The organism is Pelosinus baikalensis, assembly GCF_020819555.1.
Taxonomy (GTDB): domain Bacteria; phylum Bacillota; class Negativicutes; order DSM-13327; family DSM-13327; genus Pelosinus; species Pelosinus baikalensis.
The window spans coordinates 19,470-45,285 of the sequence record NZ_JAJHJB010000037.1; the positions used below are offsets into that span (position 1 = coordinate 19,470).

At 37.7% G+C, this 25,816-nt stretch carries 40 protein-coding genes; 7 read left to right on the top strand and 33 right to left on the bottom strand.

What is annotated here, in order from left to right; all coding sequences use genetic code 11:
* Positions 1-294: 294 nt before the first annotated feature.
* The 13 genes from LMF89_RS19915 to LMF89_RS19975 all read right to left on the bottom strand — a co-directional run bounded on the left by LMF89_RS19915 (position 295) and on the right by LMF89_RS19975 (position 7,282).
* Positions 295-597: a hypothetical protein gene (locus LMF89_RS19915; protein WP_229536604.1), complete on the bottom strand. Its 303-nt coding sequence runs from the start codon at positions 595-597 to the stop codon at positions 295-297.
* A 35-nt stretch (positions 598-632) separates the two neighbouring features.
* The gene (locus tag LMF89_RS19920) at positions 633-1,076 is read right to left on the bottom strand and encodes a hypothetical protein (protein WP_229536605.1); all 444 of its coding nucleotides are present in this window, start codon (positions 1,074-1,076) and stop codon (positions 633-635) included.
* A 70-nt stretch (positions 1,077-1,146) separates the two neighbouring features.
* Complete coding sequence (locus LMF89_RS19925; RefSeq protein WP_229536606.1) at positions 1,147-1,572, bottom strand: hypothetical protein; 426 nt, start codon at positions 1,570-1,572, stop codon at positions 1,147-1,149.
* Positions 1,573-1,602: 30 nt separating this feature from the next.
* A complete protein-coding gene (locus LMF89_RS19930; protein ID WP_229536607.1) occupies positions 1,603-2,385 on the bottom strand; it encodes a hypothetical protein in 783 nt (260 codons plus the stop codon).
* Between the two features lie 86 nt (positions 2,386-2,471).
* Entirely contained in the window at positions 2,472-2,888 is a 417-nt protein-coding gene (locus tag LMF89_RS19935) for a hypothetical protein (RefSeq protein WP_229536608.1), read from the bottom strand.
* A gap of 117 nt (positions 2,889-3,005) precedes the next feature.
* Positions 3,006-3,230: a hypothetical protein gene (locus LMF89_RS19940; protein WP_229536609.1), complete on the bottom strand. Its 225-nt coding sequence runs from the start codon at positions 3,228-3,230 to the stop codon at positions 3,006-3,008.
* Positions 3,231-3,568: 338 nt separating this feature from the next.
* Positions 3,569-4,024, bottom strand: a complete 456-nt coding sequence (locus tag LMF89_RS19945; protein WP_229536610.1) for an ArpU family phage packaging/lysis transcriptional regulator — start codon at positions 4,022-4,024, stop codon at positions 3,569-3,571.
* A gap of 92 nt (positions 4,025-4,116) precedes the next feature.
* A complete protein-coding gene (locus tag LMF89_RS19950) occupies positions 4,117-5,112 on the bottom strand; it encodes a hypothetical protein (RefSeq protein WP_229536611.1) in 996 nt (331 codons plus the stop codon).
* Positions 5,113-5,153: 41 nt separating this feature from the next.
* Positions 5,154-5,909, bottom strand: a complete 756-nt coding sequence (locus tag LMF89_RS19955) for a ParA family protein (RefSeq protein ID WP_229536612.1) — start codon at positions 5,907-5,909, stop codon at positions 5,154-5,156.
* 227 nt (positions 5,910-6,136) lie between these two features.
* Entirely contained in the window at positions 6,137-6,298 is a 162-nt protein-coding gene (locus tag LMF89_RS19960; RefSeq protein WP_229536613.1) for a hypothetical protein, read from the bottom strand.
* Complete coding sequence (locus tag LMF89_RS19965) at positions 6,295-6,459, bottom strand: hypothetical protein (protein ID WP_229536614.1); 165 nt, start codon at positions 6,457-6,459, stop codon at positions 6,295-6,297. The genes LMF89_RS19960 and LMF89_RS19965 overlap by 4 nt, the downstream gene beginning before the upstream one ends.
* Positions 6,452-6,790 (bottom strand): hypothetical protein, encoded by a 339-nt coding sequence (locus tag LMF89_RS19970; protein WP_229536615.1) that lies wholly within the window; start codon positions 6,788-6,790, stop codon positions 6,452-6,454. The genes LMF89_RS19965 and LMF89_RS19970 overlap by 8 nt, the downstream gene beginning before the upstream one ends.
* 171 nt (positions 6,791-6,961) lie before the next feature.
* Positions 6,962-7,282, bottom strand: coding sequence for a hypothetical protein (locus LMF89_RS19975; protein ID WP_229536616.1), 321 nt, complete (start codon positions 7,280-7,282; stop codon positions 6,962-6,964).
* 149 nt (positions 7,283-7,431) lie between these two features.
* Between LMF89_RS19975 and LMF89_RS25925 the strand changes: the two genes are divergently transcribed.
* The gene (locus LMF89_RS25925) at positions 7,432-7,557 is read left to right on the top strand and encodes a hypothetical protein (RefSeq protein WP_255711553.1); all 126 of its coding nucleotides are present in this window, start codon (positions 7,432-7,434) and stop codon (positions 7,555-7,557) included.
* A 186-nt stretch (positions 7,558-7,743) separates the two neighbouring features.
* Here the strand turns inward: LMF89_RS25925 and LMF89_RS19980 are convergent, their stop codons facing one another.
* From LMF89_RS19980 to LMF89_RS20015, 9 genes are all read right to left on the bottom strand, one after another.
* The gene (locus LMF89_RS19980; protein ID WP_229536617.1) at positions 7,744-8,274 is read right to left on the bottom strand and encodes a hypothetical protein; all 531 of its coding nucleotides are present in this window, start codon (positions 8,272-8,274) and stop codon (positions 7,744-7,746) included.
* Positions 8,275-8,276: 2 nt separating this feature from the next.
* The gene (locus LMF89_RS19985; RefSeq protein ID WP_229536618.1) at positions 8,277-8,420 is read right to left on the bottom strand and encodes a hypothetical protein; all 144 of its coding nucleotides are present in this window, start codon (positions 8,418-8,420) and stop codon (positions 8,277-8,279) included.
* Positions 8,421-8,424: 4 nt separating this feature from the next.
* Positions 8,425-8,640, bottom strand: a complete 216-nt coding sequence (locus LMF89_RS19990; protein ID WP_229536619.1) for a LysM peptidoglycan-binding domain-containing protein — start codon at positions 8,638-8,640, stop codon at positions 8,425-8,427.
* An 82-nt stretch (positions 8,641-8,722) separates the two neighbouring features.
* On the bottom strand, positions 8,723-9,124 hold the full coding sequence (locus LMF89_RS19995) for a single-stranded DNA-binding protein (protein WP_229536620.1): 402 nt from the start codon (positions 9,122-9,124) through the stop codon (positions 8,723-8,725).
* Positions 9,125-9,279: 155 nt separating this feature from the next.
* The gene (locus tag LMF89_RS20000; RefSeq protein ID WP_229536621.1) at positions 9,280-10,095 is read right to left on the bottom strand and encodes a rolling circle replication-associated protein; all 816 of its coding nucleotides are present in this window, start codon (positions 10,093-10,095) and stop codon (positions 9,280-9,282) included.
* A 294-nt stretch (positions 10,096-10,389) separates the two neighbouring features.
* Positions 10,390-10,605 (bottom strand): hypothetical protein, encoded by a 216-nt coding sequence (locus LMF89_RS20005; protein WP_229536622.1) that lies wholly within the window; start codon positions 10,603-10,605, stop codon positions 10,390-10,392.
* Positions 10,606-10,780: 175 nt separating this feature from the next.
* Entirely contained in the window at positions 10,781-11,263 is a 483-nt protein-coding gene (locus LMF89_RS20010) for a helix-turn-helix domain-containing protein (RefSeq protein ID WP_229536623.1), read from the bottom strand.
* A 97-nt stretch (positions 11,264-11,360) separates the two neighbouring features.
* Positions 11,361-11,495, bottom strand: a complete 135-nt coding sequence (locus tag LMF89_RS25930) for a hypothetical protein (protein WP_255711554.1) — start codon at positions 11,493-11,495, stop codon at positions 11,361-11,363.
* A gap of 50 nt (positions 11,496-11,545) precedes the next feature.
* The gene (locus tag LMF89_RS20015; RefSeq protein WP_229536624.1) at positions 11,546-11,698 is read right to left on the bottom strand and encodes a hypothetical protein; all 153 of its coding nucleotides are present in this window, start codon (positions 11,696-11,698) and stop codon (positions 11,546-11,548) included.
* Positions 11,699-11,883: 185 nt separating this feature from the next.
* Here LMF89_RS20015 and LMF89_RS20020 point away from each other — a divergent pair, with 185 nt between their 5' ends.
* Complete coding sequence (locus LMF89_RS20020; RefSeq protein ID WP_229536625.1) at positions 11,884-12,489, top strand: DUF2441 domain-containing protein; 606 nt, start codon at positions 11,884-11,886, stop codon at positions 12,487-12,489.
* Here the strand turns inward: LMF89_RS20020 and LMF89_RS20025 are convergent.
* Both LMF89_RS20025 and LMF89_RS20030 read right to left on the bottom strand, forming a co-directional pair.
* Positions 12,468-12,701 carry a hypothetical protein gene (locus tag LMF89_RS20025; RefSeq protein ID WP_229536626.1) on the bottom strand — a complete coding sequence of 78 codons (234 nt, stop codon included), beginning with the start codon at positions 12,699-12,701 and terminating at the stop codon, positions 12,468-12,470. The two genes, LMF89_RS20020 and LMF89_RS20025, sit on opposite strands and share 22 nt — an antisense overlap.
* A 113-nt stretch (positions 12,702-12,814) precedes the next feature.
* Complete coding sequence (locus tag LMF89_RS20030) at positions 12,815-13,072, bottom strand: helix-turn-helix domain-containing protein (RefSeq protein ID WP_229536627.1); 258 nt, start codon at positions 13,070-13,072, stop codon at positions 12,815-12,817.
* Between the two features lie 149 nt (positions 13,073-13,221).
* On the opposite strand from LMF89_RS20030, the gene LMF89_RS20035 reads away from it, so the two are divergent.
* Positions 13,222-13,560 carry a helix-turn-helix domain-containing protein gene (locus LMF89_RS20035; RefSeq protein ID WP_229536628.1) on the top strand — a complete coding sequence of 113 codons (339 nt, stop codon included), beginning with the start codon at positions 13,222-13,224 and terminating at the stop codon, positions 13,558-13,560.
* Between the two features lie 18 nt (positions 13,561-13,578).
* Positions 13,579-14,007 (top strand): ImmA/IrrE family metallo-endopeptidase, encoded by a 429-nt coding sequence (locus tag LMF89_RS20040; RefSeq protein WP_229536629.1) that lies wholly within the window; start codon positions 13,579-13,581, stop codon positions 14,005-14,007.
* Positions 14,008-14,082: 75 nt separating this feature from the next.
* Here the strand turns inward: LMF89_RS20040 and LMF89_RS20045 are convergent, their stop codons facing one another.
* On the bottom strand, positions 14,083-14,694 hold the full coding sequence (locus LMF89_RS20045; protein ID WP_229536630.1) for a DUF4352 domain-containing protein: 612 nt from the start codon (positions 14,692-14,694) through the stop codon (positions 14,083-14,085).
* Positions 14,695-14,717: 23 nt separating this feature from the next.
* Positions 14,718-14,807 (bottom strand): YfgJ family double zinc ribbon protein, encoded by a 90-nt coding sequence (locus tag LMF89_RS26325; protein WP_369412658.1) that lies wholly within the window; start codon positions 14,805-14,807, stop codon positions 14,718-14,720.
* 104 nt (positions 14,808-14,911) lie between these two features.
* Here LMF89_RS26325 and LMF89_RS20050 point away from each other — a divergent pair, with 104 nt between their 5' ends.
* A complete protein-coding gene (locus tag LMF89_RS20050) occupies positions 14,912-16,381 on the top strand; it encodes a recombinase family protein (protein WP_229536631.1) in 1,470 nt (489 codons plus the stop codon).
* Between the two features lie 25 nt (positions 16,382-16,406).
* Here LMF89_RS20050 and yabG read toward each other — a convergent pair whose 3' ends face one another.
* Complete coding sequence (gene yabG / locus LMF89_RS20055) at positions 16,407-17,183, bottom strand: sporulation peptidase YabG (RefSeq protein ID WP_229536632.1); 777 nt, start codon at positions 17,181-17,183, stop codon at positions 16,407-16,409.
* 195 nt (positions 17,184-17,378) lie between these two features.
* Between yabG and LMF89_RS20060 the strand changes: the two genes are divergently transcribed.
* Complete coding sequence (locus LMF89_RS20060) at positions 17,379-18,164, top strand: glycosyltransferase family 2 protein (protein ID WP_007958765.1); 786 nt, start codon at positions 17,379-17,381, stop codon at positions 18,162-18,164.
* 56 nt (positions 18,165-18,220) lie between these two features.
* On the opposite strand, the gene rsmA is transcribed toward LMF89_RS20060, so the two are convergent.
* The 5 genes from rsmA to metG all read right to left on the bottom strand — a co-directional run bounded on the left by rsmA (position 18,221) and on the right by metG (position 24,017).
* Positions 18,221-19,063: a 16S rRNA (adenine(1518)-N(6)/adenine(1519)-N(6))-dimethyltransferase RsmA gene (gene rsmA / locus LMF89_RS20065; protein ID WP_229536633.1), complete on the bottom strand. Its 843-nt coding sequence runs from the start codon at positions 19,061-19,063 to the stop codon at positions 18,221-18,223.
* Between the two features lie 16 nt (positions 19,064-19,079).
* Entirely contained in the window at positions 19,080-19,604 is a 525-nt protein-coding gene (rnmV, locus tag LMF89_RS20070; RefSeq protein WP_229536634.1) for a ribonuclease M5, read from the bottom strand.
* A 99-nt stretch (positions 19,605-19,703) separates the two neighbouring features.
* Positions 19,704-20,690: a resuscitation-promoting factor gene (locus LMF89_RS20075; RefSeq protein ID WP_229536635.1), complete on the bottom strand. Its 987-nt coding sequence runs from the start codon at positions 20,688-20,690 to the stop codon at positions 19,704-19,706.
* Positions 20,691-20,966: 276 nt separating this feature from the next.
* A complete protein-coding gene (locus LMF89_RS20080; protein ID WP_229536636.1) occupies positions 20,967-21,731 on the bottom strand; it encodes a TatD family hydrolase in 765 nt (254 codons plus the stop codon).
* A gap of 351 nt (positions 21,732-22,082) precedes the next feature.
* A complete protein-coding gene (gene metG / locus LMF89_RS20085) occupies positions 22,083-24,017 on the bottom strand; it encodes a methionine--tRNA ligase (RefSeq protein ID WP_229536637.1) in 1,935 nt (644 codons plus the stop codon).
* 346 nt (positions 24,018-24,363) lie between these two features.
* Between metG and LMF89_RS20090 the strand changes: the two genes are divergently transcribed.
* Positions 24,364-24,618: an AbrB/MazE/SpoVT family DNA-binding domain-containing protein gene (locus tag LMF89_RS20090; RefSeq protein ID WP_229536638.1), complete on the top strand. Its 255-nt coding sequence runs from the start codon at positions 24,364-24,366 to the stop codon at positions 24,616-24,618.
* 207 nt (positions 24,619-24,825) lie between these two features.
* Here LMF89_RS20090 and rsmI read toward each other — a convergent pair whose 3' ends face one another.
* Positions 24,826-25,716, bottom strand: coding sequence for a 16S rRNA (cytidine(1402)-2'-O)-methyltransferase (gene rsmI, locus LMF89_RS20095; RefSeq protein ID WP_229536639.1), 891 nt, complete (start codon positions 25,714-25,716; stop codon positions 24,826-24,828).
* Positions 25,717-25,816 lie beyond the last annotated feature (100 nt).

Here is a 25,816-nt window from a genome sequence, read left to right on the forward strand (position 1 = left end):
TTTTATCTTTTGTATTCTTTGACACCGTCCTATCTTTGCACCTTGCATTATTTGTATGTGCTGTATCTCTCATACAATCTTTACCTGTATTGCAAGCACAATTTGTATAGCATTTCAATATATCACCTCATTTTAGGCATAATAAAAGCATCCCGAGGGATGCTTTATTTCGATCTTTTTTAACTTATTATCATTTTATCACAGGTAAAGTCAAAAAACCGTCGCCAATTTTTCGCCTATTATGTGACTATAAAGCTACACTCTGGTATCGATATCTCTAATATGCTGGTCACATTAGTTTGAATTACTATCGTATTCGAGTAGTATCCAGTTTCCTTTAGAATTCTTAATATGCCATTGGTCTTTTATTAATTTAACTTGATAACTTTCCTTCTTAAAACCCCACCAAGTTGTTTTGTAGGCAGTTATATTCTTTTCGCTCAAATCAAACTGTATTGCTGATTCAAATTTTACAAATAACAAAAATATAAAAATGATAATTAACATCAAGATTACTGAATTGCGTTCTTTTTTTATTTGCCTTTTATATCTTTCTACCATTACTGGAAAGTTGCATAATTTGCATGGATCGCTCATAAAGATGCCTCCTTTATAGTCAAACAGTTTGACTATTATAAACGCCTATAATGATGATTCATTTCTTGTCCCAAAGCGATATAAATTCTTTCTGCCTGACTAAATTCATCCATTAATCGAGAATAAGCAGACCATGGTAACTCATGACCTTGTGCTTTATCTCGTAACTTTTCCACTACAACACTAAACTTTTGGACTGCTATTCTCAAAGCACATATATACTTCTTTAATATCTCCACGAAGACTATTTCTTCTTGAGTATTGGCAATAGAAACATTTACTAATTCCAATTTGTTTTCTAAATCGACGTCGATGCTCTTAACCTGACTATAAATATCTGTGAAATTTGTTTTTTTAAATATACTTTTGATCATTCCTAAAAAACCAGGCTTACTAATAACTTCTTGCAAAGACAGAAAATCATTCAAAATTATATGAACTTCTTTAGCAGTGGTTAATAAGGTATTACGTGATGACATAAATTTATCCCCCAATTTTTAAAATCTACTACTTGACCAATCTTCCATTTAGCATCTGCCCCATAGCTACTTACAACTTAGGTATTTGACTCAATATATAGCTGTAGGTTGATCGCATTTGGTTTTTGGTGCAGTCATCATATCTTTCAAAATCAGCAATCTCATTTATTTCTATTATGAATTGTTGGTGCCAAGATTGGTCCTCTGTGATAATTACACTCTCTGTAATCTCGGGAAATTGGTCTGCTGTGACGTCAATAATAAGTTTGTCTACTAAGAGCCACGCGTGGGATTGTGTATCTCTCCAACCACAAATGTAAAATGCTTCTGCAATGCCGTTTTGCTGAAAGTATTTCCCTAAAAGAAGAGATGCGTCGCCGCAGGAACCGATTGGGAATGCCTGAAGACCTATAGGAAGTTTAGTTGCTTCGCATTTAAGAATGGCTTGTCTGAATTCACATGAGAGATTTTTAATTTTTTCTCTTTTTGTGTTCATAATGAACCTCCGATTATCGTGATCATTTTACTATATCGAATGCTTTGTACTTATACCAAAGCTACCATTTTGGGGATTGTACTTAATCACATATTTAAACTCTGGCTCATTTTTATACAAACGTCCTTTCACTTCTTTGGGAGGATCGTAAGATTGCATATAACTTTCTGTCATGTTTCTTATGATATTGAAAAAATTTATCCCTCTCTCTAAAATTAATATAAGTTCTGTCCATGGGATAATTTGTGGCTGTCCACCATTTCGACGCCTTAATCTTAATCCATCAGGCGCAATTATATAATCTGCATGAGCTACTGCATTTCTTACGTCTGGATTAAAAGCATCACGAATTATTTCAGCTAAATTATTAAGCCCTAGTTCGGCTGCATGTCCAATCATATCAGCCATAACTTTGTTAGCATTAGGAGCAATCATTAAACCTGTAGTTTTATGTTTTTTAACTAATTTTTGAAAAGGTACTAGATTATTTCCCTCTCCTCCTATTGTTAATAGAAGCTTTTTAGGAATTTCGTAGAAACCACTTCCCTCTGAAACATGATTATAAAAGGCAAGCATTACTCTAATTTTTATTGGCGTTCCATCTGGAATCTTTTTTATTAGTTCTATGTATTCTTTATAAGCATGCAAAGCATCATCGGCTGTACTCCATCCTACATCTTGCATCCCTCTGAATTCAGACATTAGAGCAAGTGCAAAATGAATTTCATTGACCTTTTGGGCGCGTTCGAAAAGTTCTTCTAAAGCGTCCGTTGCTTTTTTGAAAAACACTTCGTTCGATTGTTCTTCTTTCATTCTTCAAACCTACCCTTTCTAAAATGCCATTAACAATATATCTTGTGTAGCCAGCAATCCTGCCTGACTATAATACACATTTAATTTTACTCTATTTGTTGTAATATTAATTGTATTATTACGTCGTCTTCCTTCGGAGTTTTCCATCTTAAACCACCATGGAAATTATTGTCGATATAATCCTGATCACTCATTGATACTTTGCCATCTTTATGCAGTTCCGTATTAGTAATTCTGTATGACTTACTGTCTGCATTAAATTTGTATAGTTCTATGTAATAATAGTCTTCTGTTTCGTTTGTCGTTTTCACGCTTACTTTTATGTACTCTACATTATTAAGTATTACTCTCCTTATAGAATCACTATCTATACTAACCGACCATTCACAATCTGTTTCATTGTGCTTTCCTTGGTGCCTCTCAACTTCCTTCCAGCTTGCCGCTCCGCAAACACCACTTAACACAATTAACAACATACATGTAAAAACAACTACCTTTTTCATATTGCAATGCTCCTTATATTTTATTATCCCATTTTGACTTCCTTATGTATCAGGGCGAGAATTCGCCCCGCTGCTTTCACCACCCATCCGTATATAATAATGGGTCTTGTGGATTTATTATAGTTTTCTCGCAATATACGTCGGATTAATTATGGTGTACTGATATTTTTCATCTTCATTTCCCTCTGCTGAACATTGAACATTATAAGTAATTTGTCCGTTATCGTTATTGGAGTTAAAACTAATGGAATCTACACTTAAGACTTTATTGATAGTACCTATTTCAAATTTGCCTCCTACCGTGAATGTTGTTCCATCAAGGGATTTTATTTCTATAAACATCTTTTTATCTCCTTACACCCGATCCCTTATTGGATCTGCGGTGGCAAAGCCATTTTAACTACAAACATTTTTCCCCTATGCATCTAATCCTACTTCTGCTATAGTAATTTACTTATAGTTGACGATATAAGATATTCCTCTATAATGAATAAATCTGGCGAATTCACCTATAACAAATAATTCACCATAAAAGGACTAACACCTTTCTTCTATTTTAATACTCGCTAATGCAACTGCATAATAGAATATAATATCATTACTTTATAGAAAAAAGAGCCGGATTAGCCGCCCCTTTTATGTACAGAAAATATGTATTACTTATATATTTTTCAAGCCCCCTATATTGCTTCCAACGCTACAATACCAAATAAAGCTACAGCAAATTTGGTAATTGCTTTATTTCTTAACTCGTATACTGATTGCTTATGGCTATATCCCAACTCTTCTGCAATCTCATCCTTCACCTTCTTTTCTACATACCACATATACAATAAATTCCTATATATCTCACAACCTGTGTCCTGGCTAATAGCATCAAGTACATTATCTACCTTCGCAATTTCTTCCAGTGTCCGCTCTTTCATTTCCTGCCACATCTGTAATTGATACATTTGATTTAATGTATTGCAGGGATTACCCGCCCGTATTCCTGTAATATCCATAGACACAGCAGACATGTCGTTTGGTGCAGTCTTATACATTAGCTTACTGATCATATAATCCGCATGTTCTATGCTTTGATGCAATTCTCTATAATATCGTAAATAGTTCTCTGCCTCCTTAATACAATCCATATCGTATACCCCCATATCATTATTCAATTTATACATTCCAGAGATTGTGTTTATTAAACACCTATAGGGAGGTCACGCCTCCCTTTCTAATTTTATTTATCTGTAAAGATGTTCCCGCCCATGATTTCAAATACTTCTTTATCTACTGTCTTTATAAGCAGGTTTAAAATCCTAATAAATTCCGTTGTTTCGGTTTTTTCTGATAGCTCAGCTTTGCGATCATGCGCGGCTATACTTACTCTTTTTTCTAGTATATCTTTAATTTTCTTTGCTGCAGCTATAGTCGTTTGCGATAAAATATTATGTTTCGTATCCTTACAATGAGTTAATTCTTCTATTTGATTAGCCAATAACTGATTTTGTTCTTTAAGAAAATTATAATCATCTGGAATTACTTCTTTAATAATTTCCTGAACCGCTATTTCAATTGGTCTATCAATTAGTTTTTTATTTTCCCTACGAAGTACTGTATTATCTTCCTCGATAATATCAAGAGCTTTTTCTAGCTCTTTTACTTCTTCTAACTCTTTTGCTAATTTTTGTTCGGCTTCTTCGGCTCGGCGTTCAACTTCTTTTTTCTCTTTAATTGCCTCCTGTAATTGTTTATTGGTGGTTATGTCACCATTTAAAACTGCTTGCTTAATTTCTAAAGGTGTAGACGGTCTAGCAGTTTCATAAGCCAGTGTTTTAGGAAGAGATTCAATAAAATCCCGCTTGTCAGAATTTCTGACAATCAATTCATGATAGTTCATTAGTCTCGACGACATTTCTCGGTTAAAACCTATCGATTCACACCACTGACCAAAACAACCATATCCACGCTTTGCTAACTGTTCTTGCGCTTCTTTCAGCTCTCTGCCAACATCGAATCTAGCCTTATGAAATACGCTTTCGATGTTTCTTTCTTTTTCTTTCAGGAATTGTTTAGTGTCACTGTCAAATAAGGATAAATCTAAAATTTTAACATTTTCAATATTGGCCACATCTTTAAAATCATTACCCGCCCTTGTTTCTATGGTTGTATCATTACTTAAATCTGCTTTTGATTTGTTATTGAGCATGTCCATTAAACTAAATCCTTTTGCCATTATTCCACCCTCTCCAAATGTGTCCTAATTGGACACATTTTTTATTCTCCTAAATATTCTTTTACAAAGTTTCGGTAATCTTTAGCTGCTCCACATCTCGGGGAATAGGTAATGATCGGTTCGCTTGAAAAGGTGCTTTCATCTACTTTTTCAGTTCTTCGAATATGCGTGGAGAACATAGGGTATTTTTGATTGTTTAAATGGGCTTCCCCTTGGATATTTACCTCGTTTTTAGCGAATTGAGTTACTAAGCATCCCTTGAAACATAGTGATGGATTAAATTCCTTTATTTCCTCGAATTGTTCTATTAATTGATCAAGTCCGTCAAAACTGAATTGATCAATTTTGATTGGTACAATAACATCATCTGCAGCTACTAAGCTATTAATGACGCTGATATTGATATCTGGGGCGTTATCTATGATGCAGTAGTCATATTCGTTTTCTACTTGTTGCAAGGCTTTTTTGAGGATTGTTTGCTGCTGCCTGGATACGTCCATAATGATTTTTAGATTTGCATTGAGTAGGTTCATGTTGGCACTGATTAAGTCTAATTTAGGATATTTGGTATGCTGGATAGCTCTATGGGTATCAAACTTCCTTTCGGTGAGTAATTCGGCTATGCTTGGGGTTTCATAGCTATGTAGATGGAAGAACTTCGATGAATTACCTTGTTTGTCATTATCTACGAGTAATACCTTTTTGCCATAAATACTAACTAGAATGTGAGCCATGTTAATAGAGGTCATAGTTTTAGCTACGCCGCCTTTAAGATTTAAAATAACTATAATTATCATGTTCTCTCCCCTTATATGAAATTGGCGGTTCGATCTCGCCATTTCCCTTTAATGAGTCTTAATTTCTTGAATGCTATTGTTTTATTATTCGGTTGGTCTTGGTCTGAGAAATGGAATGTTCCCGCTTTGGGATCTAGTGTTAAGATGAATTTAGTTATATTGTTTGCTTGAGCAGTATATCTTAGCGGCTTCTTCTGCTGCTGTTCTGGTTTCGTATGGGGTACTGATCATATTGTTGCCTCCTTGGGGTTTAGGGAGGGTTTTAGCCTCCTCCTTGTAGTTACTAGCTCAGTTTCTTTTACTGGATCACTCTGGAGCCATGTTTTATTTTCATCGGGGATTAAGCATGTTGATTTTTTGGGACAATCTCCGCAATCACTTAGCTTCATGCTTGTCCCTCCAATGACTCTACTTTAGCCATGCAGGTATCGCATAAGGCTTTCGTGTAATGGTCTTCACACGCTAATTTATTGCAACCTTCGCACAGGCTAAGATCCGAATGAATTTGACCGCATACATGGCAAACGGCTTCGCTGTTAGGATTAATCATTGCCCTTGCCCTCCTTGTTAATAAATTTACTAACAATCTTCATGCCCATTTTTCTAAATTTCTGATACTCTGGATTTCTTGGGTCATTGAGAGGTCCCATAAATTCTTTAGGTGACTTTCTAAGCATATTTTGATAGGTATTAAATGAATTTTCGGCTTTCATTTTGCGAATAAAATCTGGTGCAGGTTTCTCGGCCAGTAATACGTTGTTGTATTCTCTATGCTCCATAATAAACATGGAGTTATATACAAGCATTGCCCAATAACATTCTTCGTGGGTTGGCATATCGCCATCTTTCGCAGAATCAATAATTTCAACTAAAGCTCTCATTTTATCCCGCCCCTCTCATATAGTTTTAGTACACCGAACTAGCTACAGGAGCTACACCGTTATCGTAGGTCCATTTTTCATTAATAAAATCAAACATAATAACTTTTCTCGGGTGACCGTCTTCGTCTGATTCTTCAAGACGAACATTTCTTTGCAATGCCTGTAATATACTTACAGGTTCACAATGGTATCTTCGCCTTCGTAAGTTTTTTTATGGTACTCAATAATTTGCTCTGCTGAATCTCCCAAGTACCACCAAAACTCACCATCATCAAGAAAGAATAGTAATTTACCGTCTTTATTAACTGCTTGCTTAGTCTCTCTTTCGATCATGAAGTCTTTTATTTTACCTTCGCACCCCATGCAGCAACTTCTAACCTTTGTTGAATAATCAAATGGTTTCCCTTTTATAAAAGTAGGATCGAAAAAAAATCTTTCACATTCTGATTTCATTTCTCTTGCACAAAAGAAACATTTATCAAGGTTTGTCATGTTACCCCGCCCTTATTTTAATAATCCATATACCATTGGTTTCATTCCGCTTTATCTCACCCTCCCATGATATTCCAGTAGACGTAATTACTTCAAAAATGCTATACTAAAAATATCCTTTAAAAGTAACTAAACCATGAGGTGATATTTTGAGCCAAAAACATCCTGATCGCACTATTGAGTGGGCTAAACAACAACAAGCATTAAAAAATCCAAAGACAATCCCTGTACTAATACATAAGAAGACAAAAGACGATAAAAAAGCTACTCAGTAGGTGACATCAGTCGCCTTTTTTTGTTGCCTTATTTCGCCAGAGGCGCAACCATCTATGTGCTATCCCGCCCCAATATTACCTCTCTACTACCATCCTCATAGACTATATAGGCTAGGATACGGTAGTTACGACGTATCCATTTCCATGATGTTTTTACACTAATCTGTCGCATGTACCGCACCACCTTTAAAACAAACTAAGCTGTCCTTGTTGTTCCTCATGTTGATATAAATTTTTAACCCTTTTAATGCAATTTTCAAATGCTGAAATATAGCTTTCTGCGTTGGCTCTTCTCATGTGAATTAGGTCATTTTGTAAAATCGCTTTTTCTAAACCTTTTACATACCAGATCACATTGTTAATGCTTGTCTGCTCTTGGATTTTTGCATTCAACTTCAAAACAGTAAATAGCAGCTCATTATAGTTAGGGTCTTTTTTACATGCCGCTAAGACATTTTCAGCATTTTCTTTAATTTCCTCAGTTCGTGCCATGTAATCATTACTAACTTCTGGTGGAGTATCTTGGTAATAAACTTCTGGATAATCACCATTTGGATATAATTCTTTAATTTGTTCTTTGTAGCGTGAAATGTGATTTCTGACCAGATTTAAATTGCATCCGTCACTCCAAAAAGGATCATGACCTCCAAAATGATAAAGATATTGCCAGTGGTTTAAACTTTCCTGTAAATTATCTTCAATCGACCTCTTTGCCATGTTTACCTGCCCCTTATGATATTACTTGCTGCCTCCAGCACCAGATTTATCTTGATTTTATTTTTGGGCTGTTTGGCTTTTTTAGGTTTTTCGGTGAAAGCACGTCCATGATTATTAGGGCAATAACCGCTATAGATTTTACGCACGTCCTCACTCCCATTGATTTATTTTTATAACCAGACCCGCCCATACTTCACTTTCGCCTATCAGATCATAATTTAATTCCCTAATACCCTCTCGAAATTCTGCAACCTGGCGTGGATCGGTTCCTTTGCAGTACTGTTCTGCCACTGACTGCAGAGTGTCGATATTAGAGCAAGTATGCTGCAGCGTGATAATAGCTAATAAAAGGATCATTCTTTTCATTTTGACTCTCATTTCTTTTTACGCCTCCGATTGAGTAGCTTTTTAGCCCTTTTTAGGTTCCGCTGGCGTTTTGGAGGCTCTCCTAGAAAGGGATCTCTTCCTCCGGGAATACTTCGGTGCCAAATGAGCTGGTATCATATCCTGGTGTTTTTGGTGGAGCAGAAGGATTATTGGCTGCTTGTTTGGTATCTAAAAATTCAATGTTTTGGGCTACCACATCAGCAGCTCGGCGTTTTTGACCGTCTTTTTCATAATCACGAATTTGTAAACGCCCTTCCACTAAAACACGGCGACCTTTGGTGAGGTTGTTGCCGCAAACTTCCGCTAACTTGTCCCAGACTATTACAGGGATAAAGTCAGCACGTTTTTTATCTCCATAACCTGAATCTACCGCCACGCTAAAAGAAGCTACTGCTTTGCCCGTTTGGGTGTAGCGGACTTCGGGGTCTCGGGTTAGTCGCCCGACTATGATTACTTTGTTCATGCTTTTCGCCTCCTTTTTTCTTGCCTTTGCAATATTCGCAATCGATATAATAAGGGGTTTTACTCGGTTTTTTACACTCGGTGCAAAATGATGTGATTGTACGCCATATTACGCCACACTCAGGACATGCCATTTTTATCATAGGATCTTTATAGTCAATTATGATCCCTGGGATAAGGCACTCTAGGCAATTTGCTCTTGTTGTCGTGCTTGGTATGCATTTTGCGTTCATTTTTCGCCTGTCTCCCTTTATATGCATCAATTTTTACCATGCTATAAAACTGATATTGATAGCCTGTAATGTCATTTGTGCCGCTATATTGTTCGCTTATCATGTATCCTTTTTGAGGTTTTGGGTCTTCGCGCCATGAACTGGCTTTCACAATTTCTATAATTGGTTCTGGCTTGATTAAATTAGAGGAAGGGCACCATCGTTTTTTATGTACTTGTCTCTTTGGGTCATTAAACGTCTTTCTGGTTTGCTTGATTATGTAGCTGGCAAGTTGTTTATATTGACCTGTCTTGTCCAGCGGGAATAATTTTGGTCTGCCGTTCTCCCAAATATCACTAATTATTTTTATATCAACGCAATTAATAACTAGATGATGATGCCACGCTCTTTCCCCAAATTCTGTTGTGGCAACGTATTTAAAAACCTTTCCTAGCTTTTTGTAAGCAGCGCGCATTTTCCTTAAGAATTTTTCTAAATTTTCTTTGGCTTCTTGTGGGGTCTTAGGTCTGCACTCTGGTTTATAATCCAAAACCAGGTGATAATCTCCATAACCAAAATTAGCATTTATTAAGCGGCGTAATTTTTTTATTGCAATCCCCTCATTTTGTTTTTTTTGACTTTCTGGTGTTTCTTTTGTTTTTGGGCTTCTCTTGGTTGCTTTGCCCTTATATGTAAAGGTAAATTTTTTGGTTACCTCAGTTACTGCTCCTGTAATGTACGTTTCTTTTATGTATGGCAATTCGTACCCACCTCACTACCTACATAAACAATTAATATTTCTATGCATAATTATTTTTAAAATGCATATCCTATGTATATAGATAGCTATATGATGGAAATATCTGTCTATGTCGGCAAGATAATATTATTTATCAAGGTTTTACAAGGCTTCTAAGCCTTATTTTTATTGAGTTCTTGCCACACATAGAGTATAATAAAAGCAAGTTGATTTTTATCTATGTATGGCTCCTTTTAGGAAACGCTTACAACTATTTGCGGTAGTTGTAAGCGTTTTTAGTTTTCCATATTTTTACTATTGAGCCATTTCTTTTTCTATAAATGAAAATGATTCACGCAACTTTTTAAGATCAATTTCAGGCTGCATATCTAAAGTGGCAGCATATGAACGCGCATTTGCCATGATCTTTATAAATCGCTCGGCTCTTGACCAAGACTCTTGGGGTAATGCCTTTTTATAGTGTTTGCCAGATGGCCATATTCTTTTAGCTCGCGGCTGTAATTCATCCATTTTTAGCCACCATATTATTCCGCTCTATTTCTTTACCGATTTCGAACCAAAGTATCATCCAATATTTACTCTTTAATGGATAACGATTGAAGTATTTACGATTATTCATTTTTTTGCCTCCGTATTTGACCGCTACTATATCGGCATGATATAATATTGGTAATTGAATTTTGTCTTAGTACTCGAATCGTCTGTGGACCAACACAGGCGATTTTTCTTTTTGTATGGGAGAAAAGACGACTGAAAATAATGCTCCTCCTAATGATTTTAAATTTGCCATGTATTTTTCCCATTCGGTTTCCTCGTGCTTGTCCACGATATTGTCACGACCGATTGTAGCCATACCTAACTGCACCTTATTGGTGTTATCCATTTCCACTTGAAGATCAAGTATGCTGGATGATAAGTCTCTTAGTTGAATATCTGGTAAGTATTTTTTTGCTACTGCATTATTGAGTTTTAAATGCATGTAAGGTAGCCACGGAGTGTGGTACAGTTCTACCATGGCGATTACAATTTCATCTGGTGGAATTGTCTCGCCTCTTTCGTATGCTCCAATTGACTTACAACTTATATTCAGACGCTCAGATGCACTTTCTTGGGTAAAATCGGTATAAAGTCTAGCAGTTTGATAGATGGTTCTTCCTTTCTTCTGCATGGTTTATCACCTCCTTCCATGGGATAATGTAATCAGAGGACAACATTACTTACGTCCTCACCCCACTTCTAGCCTGTCCTTTGGATAGGCATTCTTTTTACCACTGTCCTGGGATTCTGAATAAAATATAGATAAATCCAATTCCTAGCAATATAACGCTTACGAGAGCTTTTAGCATTGCTGTTTGCTGCGCTCTACGCTGAATCGCTGTATTAAATATGTATTTATTCATAACGCTTCCCTCCTAGATAAAAAACTTGTCCGATTCTACCACGCCGGAGTTTATCCGGCTCTAAGGTTTCGGTTGATTAGCACGTTTTTTATGGCATTTCGTATTCTTTCTTTAAATTCTTCTGGTATTTCATTGGGCGCATGCATAATTCCCGATTCTTTAGATTTGACTCCTAAAAAGATAGGTTTGTTTTTTTCTTTCACACTCACCCCTCCCATATAAGGTATGAATTACTGCTTATCCCAAATTACTATTGATAATAAAAATACAGCTACTACTGCAAGTCCAATCGCTTGCACAATTAAAACAGGTTCCAATTAACCACCTCGATTTTTTAATATAGGAATTATCCACTTCTTACCGAATCTTGTATCTGGAGGTGTTATCTATGAGCAATTTACAAAAGTTCTTTCATGTTTCTGTTATTCCATTATCAACTAATGACTTTATTAGCAAATATTCTAATTTGACGATCTGGTTTAAGGTCTTCAAACATATGCAATATTTACTTCTTGACTTGGATAATTGCAAAGATAAATCACAAGTTGATTCTTTAATAACTAAATCTATGAATGCTCTCGATTTCTTCTTAAAGTATGAAAAAATAAATTTTAATCAGCCATTACCAGAAGTGTTCACTTTTTATATGCGGGAAGTAATCGCTGAAAAAGTTCGTTCAGATTATTTCCCTCATAGACCCAATAGGCAAGAATCAATTTTCGTTGTAGATAACATCCAATCAGCTATTGACTTTAATGAGAAATGTCATGAAGGATCAGCAATCATATATGAATGTATGCCTACTAAGCCAAGTGTTCTTTTCAAAGCAGATATGGATCTTATTAATCATTCATATGTAGATAAAGTTAATCCATTGAGTTTTAAAGAAAATATGTTTACTTACTGGGAAGCAAAAGAACCAATAAAAATACAAGAAATTTTATGTCCTTGCCCTGTAGTGGTTTTGCGTCCTTATTCATTTGAATTGTATTGACCTTGATTCTTGTTCTTACTTTTTAACATCATTAAAGTCTCTTTGTTTCTTTCGTTTCCCATTTCTTCATTCATCATTAGTTCAAGCTCTATGCGTACCAAATGAAGGCCCGGAACTCCCTTCTTACGGAGATGATCAAGAATTTCTTTACGTAGTTTGAATACCTGCTCTTCACTTTTACCAATAGTGGCGGTCTTATCATCAGCTACCATTTACTCACCTCCTTAACTCGCCTTAATAAATTACACGTCAGTTTTTTCCGAATTTGCAAAAGGCTCTACTTTTAATTATGGTATTTGGGGCAAAAAGTGATCTAACTTGCTGATTACCCGATATTTGTAAAACAAGCTACTCGACCGTCTGTCCGATCTTCTAGAGGCTTTACGCCACATTGCTGGTTAAAAAAAATGGTCCAATCGAATTTTAATGCTTTCCCCATTTGTTGTGCAATTTCAGGGCTCGGCCTACGAGTACCATTTACTATTTGAGTAAAATATGAGCGTTCTATTTTCGACAGATTAGCAGCATCTTGGTGAGTTAATTTCCTATTTTTCAAGATCCTTATTAACCATTCCCTTTTCAAATTCATCACCTCCCATTTAGTGGCGTTTCGTATCTTTATACTTATTATAGTGGCACTAAGTATCACTGTCAATACTTTTGGTATCTTTTCGCCACATTTATTTAAGTGGCGTTTAGTTACATATATAATGTAATAAATGAGGTGAAAACATGTTGGGTGAAAGACTTAAGCAGCTGAGAGAACAAAAAAAATTAACACAACAAGAGCTAGCAGATGCTCTGAACATCTCTAGAGGAACCTACGCACATTATGAGATCAATAGACGTGAACCAGATGATTCTACCAAATTAAAAATAGCTGATTTCTTCGATGTTACAACTGATTATCTTTTAGGTCGTACTGACGAGCCTAATACGGTAAAAAAGATTCAAACAATTGCAGCTCACCGCACTGATGATCCAATGTCAGACTTACCGCCTGAAGCAATAAGAAGTATTGAAGAATTCAAAGAATTAATGAGAATTAAATACGGTAAAAAACCTACTTAATATATGGAAGGTGACACTGTGCCAGATGCCATGCTACAACTTACAAAAGACGAAGCAATAGCAGTTGAATTTTTTCATTTTAGTCCACCAATACGAGGCATTTATTTTACAGAAACATGCTTACCCCCTATCATTGGATTGGACAGTTCTTTACCTCATGACACGGCTCTGCTTCGCTGTATCTTAGCAGAAGAGTTAGGACACCACTTTACAACTGTTGGTTGTTATATTCCTCGTGAATTTTTTAATTATAGTGACCGCTTACATATTAGTAAAATTGAATACAAAGCCATGCGCTGGGCAGCAGAATATCTAGTGCCTGAAAATGATCTCCTAGATGTAATTGGCAGCGGATTATACGAACCTTGGGAAATAGCTGAACACTTTACTATTACTGAAGAGTTTGCAACTTTTAGAATGCGACTTTTCGGAGCTAATAAAATATGATTACGCAGAAAAAGACACAGTACCATTCCACGAACGTGGACAGACTGTGTCTTTAAAATCACCCAGATTATTTAATTACTCAGCTTTCATTATCTTATATGGAAGTTCTCCCTTCTTACCAGAAAATCCGCCAGTAAACACCATTTTTACAATGTTTGCATCCTTTGGTACATCAAAAGGAATTACTCCAGATACAGTATTCCCTGGATTAATTTGTTCTAAAAATAAAGTATTTCGCCCTTTCATTTGTAGTGCTGTACTACCGTGTACAGAGTACGAGAACTCACGGCCTTTATCATCTATTAATTTAAACGAATTGCCATCCATTGTTATGGCATCCTTTTGATTATTGCTTACTACAACACTAACGATTTTAAAAATGCCTTGCGCTTTTGTAGTAGAGAAAGAAGAATCAATTGAATCAACATCTTTTGTTTCGAAAATCGCAACTCCTACGTCACTTACAAACAAGCCTTTTACTTTACCTACTCCTTGAACATCACAAGTATAATTATACTCTGGTTCCTTGACTTGCTGTTGTTTAGATGCCTGTTTTGAAGAATCTGAGCCTGAATTACCAAAAATTGCTCCTATAACAATAAGAATTACAATAAGTCCTAAACACCCAAAACAACCTTGCTTACTTTTACTCATTTTACTTTTTGGATTTGCATCACTACTATTCATTTTTTCCGATGCAGTATTTTCATTTACTGCTGATGCACATTAAGAGTTTTCCCACAATCCGGACAAAATTTAGCATTTCCAACTTCTTTGCCACATTCAGAGCAAAAAGCCATAAAATCCACTCCTTTTACTTCATTTATTGTATATAATTGGACATTTTGCTACAATATCCCTTTATTTGTCCTATCATTTTTATACTAAAATAAGGAGAAATTCCATGAATGCAATTTATGCAAGAGTATCAACAGATGAACAAGCACATTCAGGCTATTCGCTACAAGATCAAATTGCCTCTTGTCGTAATAGGCTACTCTCTTTAGGTTTGACCAACATACAAGAGTATATCGACGATGGATATTCTGGTGAGTTTTTAGACAGACCCGCCCTAGACCGTCTGAGAGACGATTTAAGAGCCAAACTGATTAAAAGGGTAATTGTCTATGACCCAGACCGTTTAAGCCGTAATTTAACCAACCAGCTGCTCTTATCGGACAACATAGAAAAGGCTAACGCACAATTAATGTTTGTTACGGGCGATTATGATGCATCCCCGGAAGGACGTTTGTTCTTCAGCATGAAGGGTGCCATATCCGCTTATGAAAAAGCTAAGATCCGCGAGCGCACGCTAAGAGGCAGGAGAGCAAAGGCCAATTCAGGTAAAATCATTATGAATAATAAACCGTATGGCTTCGATTGGGATGAATTAAATTCTACTTATACGATCAATGAAGAAGAGGCAAAGATCGTCCATCTTATCTACGACTTATGTTTAAAAAAACATTGGGGCTCTCCAAAAATTGCAACCGAACTTGGTGATCAAGGTATATTGAATCGAGATGGAAAACGTTTTAATGCTATGCATGTATACCGCATATTAACAAAGGACCTCTATACTGGCACTGCTTATGCGTTTAAAATTGCTACAAAGAAAGTAGGTCAATATAAAATTGAAAGAACGCACGTGCCAAAAGATAACTGGATACATATCCCAATACCAGCAATTGAAACCTCAGAAAGATGGCAGCAAGTACAACAAATTATAGAGCAAAATAAGAAATTATCTAAGCGTAACTCTAAACGAGATTATTTATTAAGGGGAATTTTAAAATGCGGGATCTGCGGCATGGGAATGGTTGCAAGTCGCTTGAAGTCAAATATTAATGGTCATACTTGTTATTATCGTTGCGTGACTAAAAGCAGTCCGCATTACCGCCTTGATGCTGCTAAATGCCCCAATCGTTATATTCCTGTTGATCCACTCGAAGAATCGGTTTGGGAAGCCTTTGTTATGATTGCATCAGGCGATGCTGCATTAAGTGATTTCTTGCGAACTGAAGAACTGCCTGCCAATAATCATGCAGAAGAAATTGCAAAATTATTAAAGAAGCAAGATGAGGCGATGCAATTGAAAGCCGACGTAATGAAATGGCGTAGGACTAATTTAATTGACAGTAATACGGCTGAAAAAGAACTGCAAAGCATCACTAAGGATCTATCTACTATTACTATGCAGTTAACATCTTTGCAAAAGTCGCAGGAAAAGTTCAAAGAAATCGTGGTTCCTACTGCCGAAGAAATTCTTAATGCTAATACGATCGAGGAAAAGCGTTTGCTACTGCTACAATCTAACTTGGAAGTGCACGTCCAGCGCATTGGTAAGATACCTGAATTTTGGTTTCAAATTTAGTCCCACAATGGGACTTATTTAGCATTTAGATAACATCTATCTTAATGGGAGTAAATGCAACTTTTTCTGCAATAAACACAGGATCATAAGCATGAATAAAAATCCGAGTTGGGGCACTGGCAAAATTAGCCCCTGCTATTAAAATGGCTTCAAAGTAAGATTGGCAGGCACCAGCAAAAATCACCAGATCATCCTTTGATGGTTCAAAAATTCTAGCCTTCTTGACGGATTCTATAAAATATTTAGAATTGCGATAATTATTAATATCTCTGAAGTCTTTCTTGCCACCCCCTAATAACGCATCATGACCAGTTAAAATTAAAATATCAGGACGATACTCATCCACTAAAGCAATCACATGCTCTGGCTGCTTTGATTCCTCAATACATCGACCGACTGCATCGATGTTCATTTGATGATAGGTTTTTAAACACATAGCAAGATACTCTTCGTCTCCGTCCAGATGCAGTACACGACCCGGCATTTCAAAGTATTCATACTTTTTTGAGTGCTCTGCTCGCACGTTATTCACTTTTTCCCTTTCCATACTGCGACGCATCAAAACTCTTTTCACTGTATCATTATGCACACTTTCCATATGCAAAATTTCATTACGCAGGTGTTCTGCTCCTACTCGTTCTAAATCACTTAACGGCGCATCTGCTACTAACCGCAAATGCATTCCTTTTAATGTACAATGTGATTGCCCTATATTGTCCTCATAAATATTGGTTACCTTAAAAACAACATCACCGCCATGAGATTTCCGAATTACTAAATCCCCTACTGCTACATTAGCCACCCCTATCCCCCCCTTACTTATTACATACTATGTAGCATAAAAAAAAAGTGCCACACCCAAAAAACCTTCCAATATATTTCAAAAAGTTCTGCATTTGGCGGGTAACCAAAAAGACCTTTTCTCAATATACTGTATTACACCTGTGGCCTTTAGGAGCCACATGCACCGCACTCAAAATCTTCGAGGTGATGGCGCATGATCACTGTGGTTGTTCCAGCCAAGAACGAAGCTGGACGTATCGCAACAGTTCTACAAAACTTAAGTACACTCCAAATTGATCACATTATTCTAGTCGCAAACGGTTCCAATGATTCTACCATGCATGAAGTGTTGCAAATTGGCATCCCAAAATTACAAATTCTTTACTTCCACGAACGTCTAGGTATTGACATCCCTCGGGCTATCGGCGCAAAGGTAGCATTAGCATTAGGCAGCGATGTAGTGGCCTTTGTGGATGGCGACATGGTAGGGACATTTGCAGAAAACCTAACTGAACTCATTGACGGGATCTTAATCAAACATTTAGATTTGGCGCTAACAAATTGCTATCCTGCACCACCACGACATATTGAACGTTATAACCCCACCTTCCAATGGAGGCTCAATCTAAATAAAGAACTTGGCTTAGACAAAAAAATTAATTTGGCCACGCCCTCTCACGGTCCCCATGCTGTCTCACGACGTTTCTTATCCACAATCCCAATTCGCGAATTGGCCATTCCACCTGTAACTATGGCTTTATCCAGAATGAATAAACTAAAAATCGACGTGGCTACTACCATTCCGCATTATCAATTAGGTTCATCTCTAAAAACTCATATCCATTGTGCAAAAATCATTGAAACAATTGTAGGCGATTGTTTAGAGGCTATCAGTGTCTTCCAAAATGCTCCTCGAACTCGCCAGTGGCAAAACAAGACCTATACCGGCTACCATAATGAACGTCGTTTCGATGTATTAGATCATTTTTTAACTCCATAAAAGAAATGAGAAGAGCCCCTGCTAGAAACCAAGCAGGGGCTCTTCAACTATAATTTTTACTGTATCCATACATTAGCGATAGCAGCAAATTCTTCTAAGGATAACGTCTCACCACGACGCCCACCATCAATACCAGCTTTCTCTAATATTACTTTTAAGGTATCAGCAGGTACACCTGTCGTTTTAAGGGTATTCGACAAGGTTTTACGACGCTGAGCAAAAGCGGCTTTTACCACGCGGAAAAAAATTCTTTCATTTACCTCTACTGGCGGTTTTTCTCTCACAGTACAGCGAATCACTGCTGAATCAACAGCAGGAGGCGGAATAAAGGAAGCCGGTGGTACAACAAACATAATCTCAGGCTTGGTGTAGTATTGAACTGCCACGGATAAGGAGCCATAATCTTTCGTACCAGGGACAGCAACCATACGCTGAGCAACTTCTTTCTGCACCATGGTTACTAGAATATCTACAGGCATATGCGCTTCCAGCAACCCCATAATAATTGGGGTTGTAATGTAATAGGGTAAGTTTGCTACCACCTTATACCTGGGCGCTGCTACTTCTTTTCCAATATCAATACGCAAGATATCACCATGAACAACTCGAATGTTTTCATAACCTTCCAGTGTCTTTGCCAATACCTCGATCAATCTTCGATCGATTTCCACAGCCGTGACAGCAGCACCAGCTTCTGCTAATCCTTGGGTTAAAGTGCCGATCCCCGGACCAATCTCCAGCACAGCATCACCCTGGGTAATATTGGCGGCCTTCACGATACTTTGAACCACATGTTCATCAATTAAAAAATTCTGTCCGAGCTTTTTGCTCATTCGGATTCCAAATCGCTTTAAAATATGTAAGGTTACATCTTTATTTGCTATAGTCGGCTGTTTCATATTACTGCCTCCAATGTTATTGTACCGCCTGTTCAAATTCGGCGCGGGTTACCCCATAATGGTTAAGGCGCTGTAAAAAGGTTTTAGCATTTGCATAGCCAATGCCAAGTTTTGCACCAACAATCGCCCGTTTGGCCGAGGCATCTTGGGTACCGCTAAGCCCATACTGCATAATATCAGACCAGATAAATTCCTCACTTGGCTGCCACTCTAAATACCGCACTTTGGCAAGAGCACCACGTATAGCTTCACTCGATGCCTGTTCAATTCCAATATCATTTTTAGCAATGGCGTCTTCTTTGGGAACAAAGGCGTGCTTGGCTTCTGGAAAACGCTGGCTTAAAAAATTGCGTATCCGCTCACCAGCACTATCCGGATCTGTCAAAATAATAATGCCACGCTTCGTATAAGCTTGGGCAATCTTCTCTAAGCTATGAGGTGCCAATGCAAAACCGCCTGTTGCAATACAATCAGCCTCTACTGCCCTTTTCACCGCATGTATGTCATTTTTACCTTCAACAATAATTACTTCTTTAATCATCTTTCCCTACCACTTTCTATCATTCTACTAGATACTTACTTCGCAATCAAAAGTATCCATATTATAGTATCAAAAAAAGAACAGGGAGTATACCCCCTGTTAGTCAAGTATATAAACTTTTACTGATCTTCTACCAAATCTCCAGGCTTCACTGTCATTTTCCATACACAAATCGATACGATTACCAACAATTGCACCACCAACATCGGCAGCCGTAGCTAAACCATATCCCTGCACATATACTCTGGTTCCCAGCGGTATAACATCGGGATCAACGGCTACAATACCGCGACGAGCTGGCACACCAGTAGCGGTTATTCCCTCAACAGAGCCATCTGTTGGCAGATACGCACTGGCTTCCATTGCCATTACTCGGCTAAATCGCATTGATCCACGTGATGTATCAACCACATCACGAGTACCTACATGAACAACCTGTGGTTTTGGCGGCTCTTTTATTTTTTCACTCAGTTGCTCCGCACTTACTTCCACACCATCAGCATAATGAATACGAGCAACAACTGTTTTTACACCATCCTGCCCTTCTTCAATTACCCTCTCAACCCCCTTTTCCAAGGTTGAATCCGGCTGTCGAATTACGGTAAATCTCTCTACCACATCACGCTCAACCTCTTTCTGGGTTAGCGTAATGGCTTGAATAAACATATCGGCTTCTATTTTATTTTGCCCCTCTGGCACCAGTTTAGTATTTTCCATGTTCATTCCTAAACTTTCTGCCAATTCCCCCACTGTAGGCTTCCCCGTCACTATCACCTCAGTTTTTCCCTGATAGGTTACCGTAACAGGTACAGCACGATATACCCAAATGGTACTACCATCCGTTAAGTTCTTGGTCGACAGACGATATTCATCTTTTGAATCTAAATGAATTCCAGCCTGTACTAAAACATCTTGAGGTTTGCTATGTAGTGTGCTAATCATTATGGTAGTGCCGTCAACGGCAATGTGTACTTTTTTGTTGGCAAACATGAACCCTGTCGCCACCAATAAAACAGTGAATAGCGCGAGAAATAGGGGTAGCATTTTTTGTCGAAAAAACACTTTTTTCAACTCAATATAAGTCATAAAATACCTCCTTTTCAAACGTTTGAGTATTATACCATGACTTATTCGTATTGTCTAGTTTTTTTCTTACTTTCCCTAAATTATTTACCAAAATATCCTTCTTTATACCTCCTACGTTAAATACTTGTCAATATTTTGAACCCAACGTATTTCCTGACTTCAGTCCCCTGAAGAGAAAAATAAAACTACAATTTCCTTTCCTTAAAATTTACAAAAAAATAAAGAGAATATCTTTTATTAAAATACTCTCCCATAGGTTAATATATTCTGTTATTCTTAGGATATTCCAAATAATTTTTTTACATTTTCACTCGTAGCTTTTGCCAAAACGTCCATCTCAATACCACGTAAATTGGCAACCTGCTCAGCTACCAATTTTACATAAGCAGGTTCGTTACGTTTGCCTCGATATGGCTGAGGTGTTAGATAAGGGGAATCCGTTTCTACCAACAAATATTCCAATGGTACTTTTGTCACAATTTCTGGAAGTTTGGCCGCATTTTTAAAGGTAACAGGACCGGCTATGGAAATATATAAACCCATCTTTATGACTTCATTTGCCATCTCCAAACTCCCTGAAAAACAGTGCAACACACCTTTTAAGCCTTTGGCTTCTTTCTTTAAAATCTCCAATAGATCACCATGAGCATCTCGATCGTGAATAATAAAAGGCATATTTGTTTGACGAGCTACATCAAGTTGATGAATAAATACCGAACGCTGTACCTCTCTCGGTGAAAAATCATAATAATAATCCAGACCAATCTCTCCAATGGCAACCACCTTATCAAGAGCAGTCCAACGGACTAATTGTTCATAATCTGTATCTAAAGCATCTTTAGCATCATGAGGATGAATACCGACAGCAGCATAGATACCTTCATATTTTTCTGCAAGGGCAATGGAACGAGCAGAAGATTCCATAGAGGCCCCAACATTAATAATCCCTGTCACACCATTGTCGATCGCTCTTTGGATTACTTCTTCACGATCGATATCAAACTTTTCATCATCAATATGTGCATGAGAATCAAATAACATGGTTAACACTCCTCGTACTTGTTATGTTAAGAAAATGGGACGTAAACATTTAAATATATAAAACAATCGAACCACAAAGGCGCAAAGGACACAAAGGGTTTACTTATGATTTTCGGAGGATAAACGCAATATTAATCTGTCATTGCGAGCATAGCGATGCAATCTCCCCGCATGCTAAGAGGCTGCTTCTTATCACAATGACAAAAAACACGTGGCGCTTCCTTTGTGTGCCGCGTCAGCGGCATTGTGCCTTTGTGGTTCATAACGTTTTCCCTCTTGCCACCTGACAAACATAAACTTTTATCCTATTACATAAGAAAGCGCCTATAGCAGGCGCTTTCTTATGTAATCTTATTTCACCTTGCTGCCGGCAGGCATTCCGGGAACGGTGACTACTTTTAATTGATCATCACAAGAAGCCGCTAAAACCATGCCACGAGATTCGATACCGCGAATTTTCGCTGGCTTTAAGTTAATAATCATAACTACATTCTGACCTACTAATTCTTCTGGTGTGTAATGCTTAGCAATGCCTGAAACAATAGTGCGCTGTTCAGTGCCCAAGTCCACCGTCAATTTCAAGAGCTTATCAGCCTTTTCCACTTTTTCAGCTGCTAGTACGGTGACGACTCTAAGATCCATCTTTGCAAATTCATCAATGCTAACCTCAGGGGTATTTTCATCAGCTACCGCTGCTGACTGTTGTTTACCCTGATCTGCTGCCTTCACTTCTGCTGCAGCTTCAACAACCTTATCTTCAATCCGTGGGAAGATAGGTTCAGGTTTCGATACAACAATGCCTGCGGGTAGTTTTCCCCAGCCCCTAACATCCTCCAAGGTTACAGCTTTAAAATCAGTGGTTAACCCCAACTGCCCCCAAATCTTTGGTCCTGTAACCGGCATAAAAGGAGTAATCAAAATTGCTATAATTCGCAGCGTCTCTGCCAGATTGTACAGCACCGTATTTAGGCGGGAGTGCTTCGCCTCATCCTTAGCCAATGCCCAGGGAGCCGTTTCATCAATATATTTATTGGTACGGCTGATCAATGCCCAAACGACTTTGATTGCTGCATTAATATCCATAACATCCATAAATTTTTCATATTGGATAACGGTACTCTGTACCAATTGTGCCAACTGGTGATCTAGTTCTTCTACATCACCAGCTGCTTTAATCACACCACTATTAAAACGTCCAATCATGTTTAACGTTCTATGTAATAAGTTTCCTAAGTCATTTGCCAAATCAGCATTAATTCGATTAATAAGAGCTTCTCTGGAGAAATTGCCATCCATTCCCAAATTGATCTCTCTCAGCAGGAAATAACGAATTGCATCTGGACCAAACTCTTCAATTAAGGTAACCGGATCAATTACATTGCCTTTGGATTTGGACATTTTGTCGCCTTCCATGATTAACCAGCCATGTCCATATACCTTTGCGGGTATTTCGAGATCCAAAGCCATTAAGATAATCGGCCAGATAATACTATGAAAACGTACAATTTCCTTTCCGACTAAATGAATGTCAGCCGGCCAGAACTTAGCAAATTTCTCCCGATCATCTAGATAACCTGCAGCAGTAATATAATTGGTTAAGGCATCAAACCATACATATACGACATGCTTGGTATCAAAGGGTACAGGAATCCCCCAGTCAAAGGTTGTGCGAGAAACACAGAGATCCTCTAAGCCCCCCTTAATAAAATTCAGCATCTCATTACGGCGAGATACAGGCTGAATGAAATCAGGATTGCTTTCAATATAGGCAAGCAATCGGTCTTGATATTTAGACATGCGGAAGAAATAACTTTCCTCCTGCACGATTTCTACTGGTCGTCCGCAGTCAGGACACTTTCCCTCTACTACCTGCCGCTCCATCCAGAAGGTTTCGCAAGGCGTACAATACCAGCCTTCATAAGCAGCTTTGTAAATATCACCTTTATCATAAATTTTCTGGAAAATAGCTTGCACAACATCATGGTGACGCTGCTGCGTTGTACGAATAAAATCATCATGAGAAATATTCAATTTCTCCCATAATTGCTGAAAAGAATCAACAATTTTATCAACATAAGCAATCGGTGTCACATTCTGTTCTGCCGCTTTGCGCTGAATTTTTTGACCATGTTCATCTGATCCAGTGAGAAAGAGTACTTCTGATCCCGCTAGCCTTTTATACCTGGCAGCCGCATCCGCAATGGTCGTTGTGTAAGCATGACCAATATGTAAGCGATCACTCGGATAATAAATAGGCGTTGTAATATAAAATGGTTTCTTTTCCACAGTTGTAATAAGCCTCCCCATAATGTTAAATTGGTAACAAAAGATGTTCTTTTTATAATTGTACCTTCCATAACTTAAATGACAAAAATTCCATGTCATAATTCGACAAAAATAAAAATATCATACTTTTTTATTATTGTCCCTATTTTACCAAGAATATACACTTATGTCGAACTATTCTAGAGACTTTGCACCATTCGTCTTTTTCTGACAAGAAACTTTGTAATACCGTACAACATATTTACTGATATGGTAAAAATAGGTTGACAACCCCATCAGAATTTGGTATTATTTAGTTGGACATATTTTGTCGAATGTTGTTGAAATGAGAGGAGAATTAATTATAATGAAATCAACTGGTATTGTAAGAAAAGTGGACGAGCTTGGTAGGGTCGTTATTCCAATTGAATTGCGCCGCACACTCTCCATTGAAGAAAAAGACGCTCTAGAAATTTATGTAAACAGCGACCGTATCATCTTACGCAAATATGAACCAGCTTGTTCATGTGTTTTCTGTGGCAATGCGGATGAAGTGACTGTCTTTAAAAATAAAAATATCTGCAAAGAATGCCTGGATGCAATGGTAACAAAAGCTGTTTAAGAATTTTGAAGAGGTTATAAATAACCTCTTCTTTTTTTTGCCCAAAAACAGAAAAATGTGGTACTGCACATCTTTTAAAATATAAACGAATTGAACCACAAAGACGCAAAGGACACAAAGGGATTTTAATATTTATTTTTTTGCCCCCCCTTTGTGTGCCGTATCAGCGGCATTGCGTCTTTGTGGTTCGTATGATTTTTAATACTTTTACTCTATTTCTAATGTTGCCTGATAAACTTCTCTTTTGGGTAAGCCTCTTTGTTGGGCAATGGTCTTAATGGCTTCTTTTTTATTCACACCAGATTCCATTAATTGGATAACAGCATCTTCAATCGAAGGCTGTTCCTGTTCATCCGTATCTGCTTCAAGACTTTGATCGGTCTTGTGACCTCCCACAATAAGGGTAAACTCCCCTCTGGGATCATTTTCAGCGAAATGAGTTACTAAACTTTCTATCGTACCACGAATAAACTCTTCGAATTTTTTAGTCAATTCCCTAGCTGCCACCGCTGGGCGATCCCCAAAAGCACTCTTTAGCTCCGCCAATGTCTGTTTTATGCGATGCGGTGACTCGTAATAAACCATTGTATAAGGCGAGTTTGCAAAACTAGCCAATAATTCACGCCGTTTTTTTTTATTTTTGGGCAAAAAGCCAAGAAAAGAAAATAAGGTTGTATCTAAACCAGAAGATACAAGTGCGGACAATGCTGCATTTGCACCAGGCAAAGGCACTACCCGAATACCTGCTTGTACCGCCAATTCCACCAAGTCAGATCCTGGATCAGAAATTCCCGGTAAACCAGCATCACTCACTACCGCTACATTCTCTCCTGTAATTAATCGCTCAATGATTTCCGGTCCTCTCGTCACTTTATTATGTTCATGATAACTAATCAGCCGAGTATGAATATCAAAATGACTGAGCAGTTTCCTCGTATGACGCGTATCTTCTGCAGCAATCACTTCCACTTCACTTAATACGCGCACCGCTCGATACGTCATATCTTCCAAATTTCCAATGGGTGTTGCACACAAATATAAGACACCAGCATTCTCCAGCAATACATCCACTTCCTTTTTATAAGGCATTAACCACATTTTTAAAAACGCTGATGCGTTCTTTGAAACATATAAAGTAAAAGAAACCGGTCTAACCCCCTATTTTTAGACATGAGCCTTAACGAACCTCATTCAATCG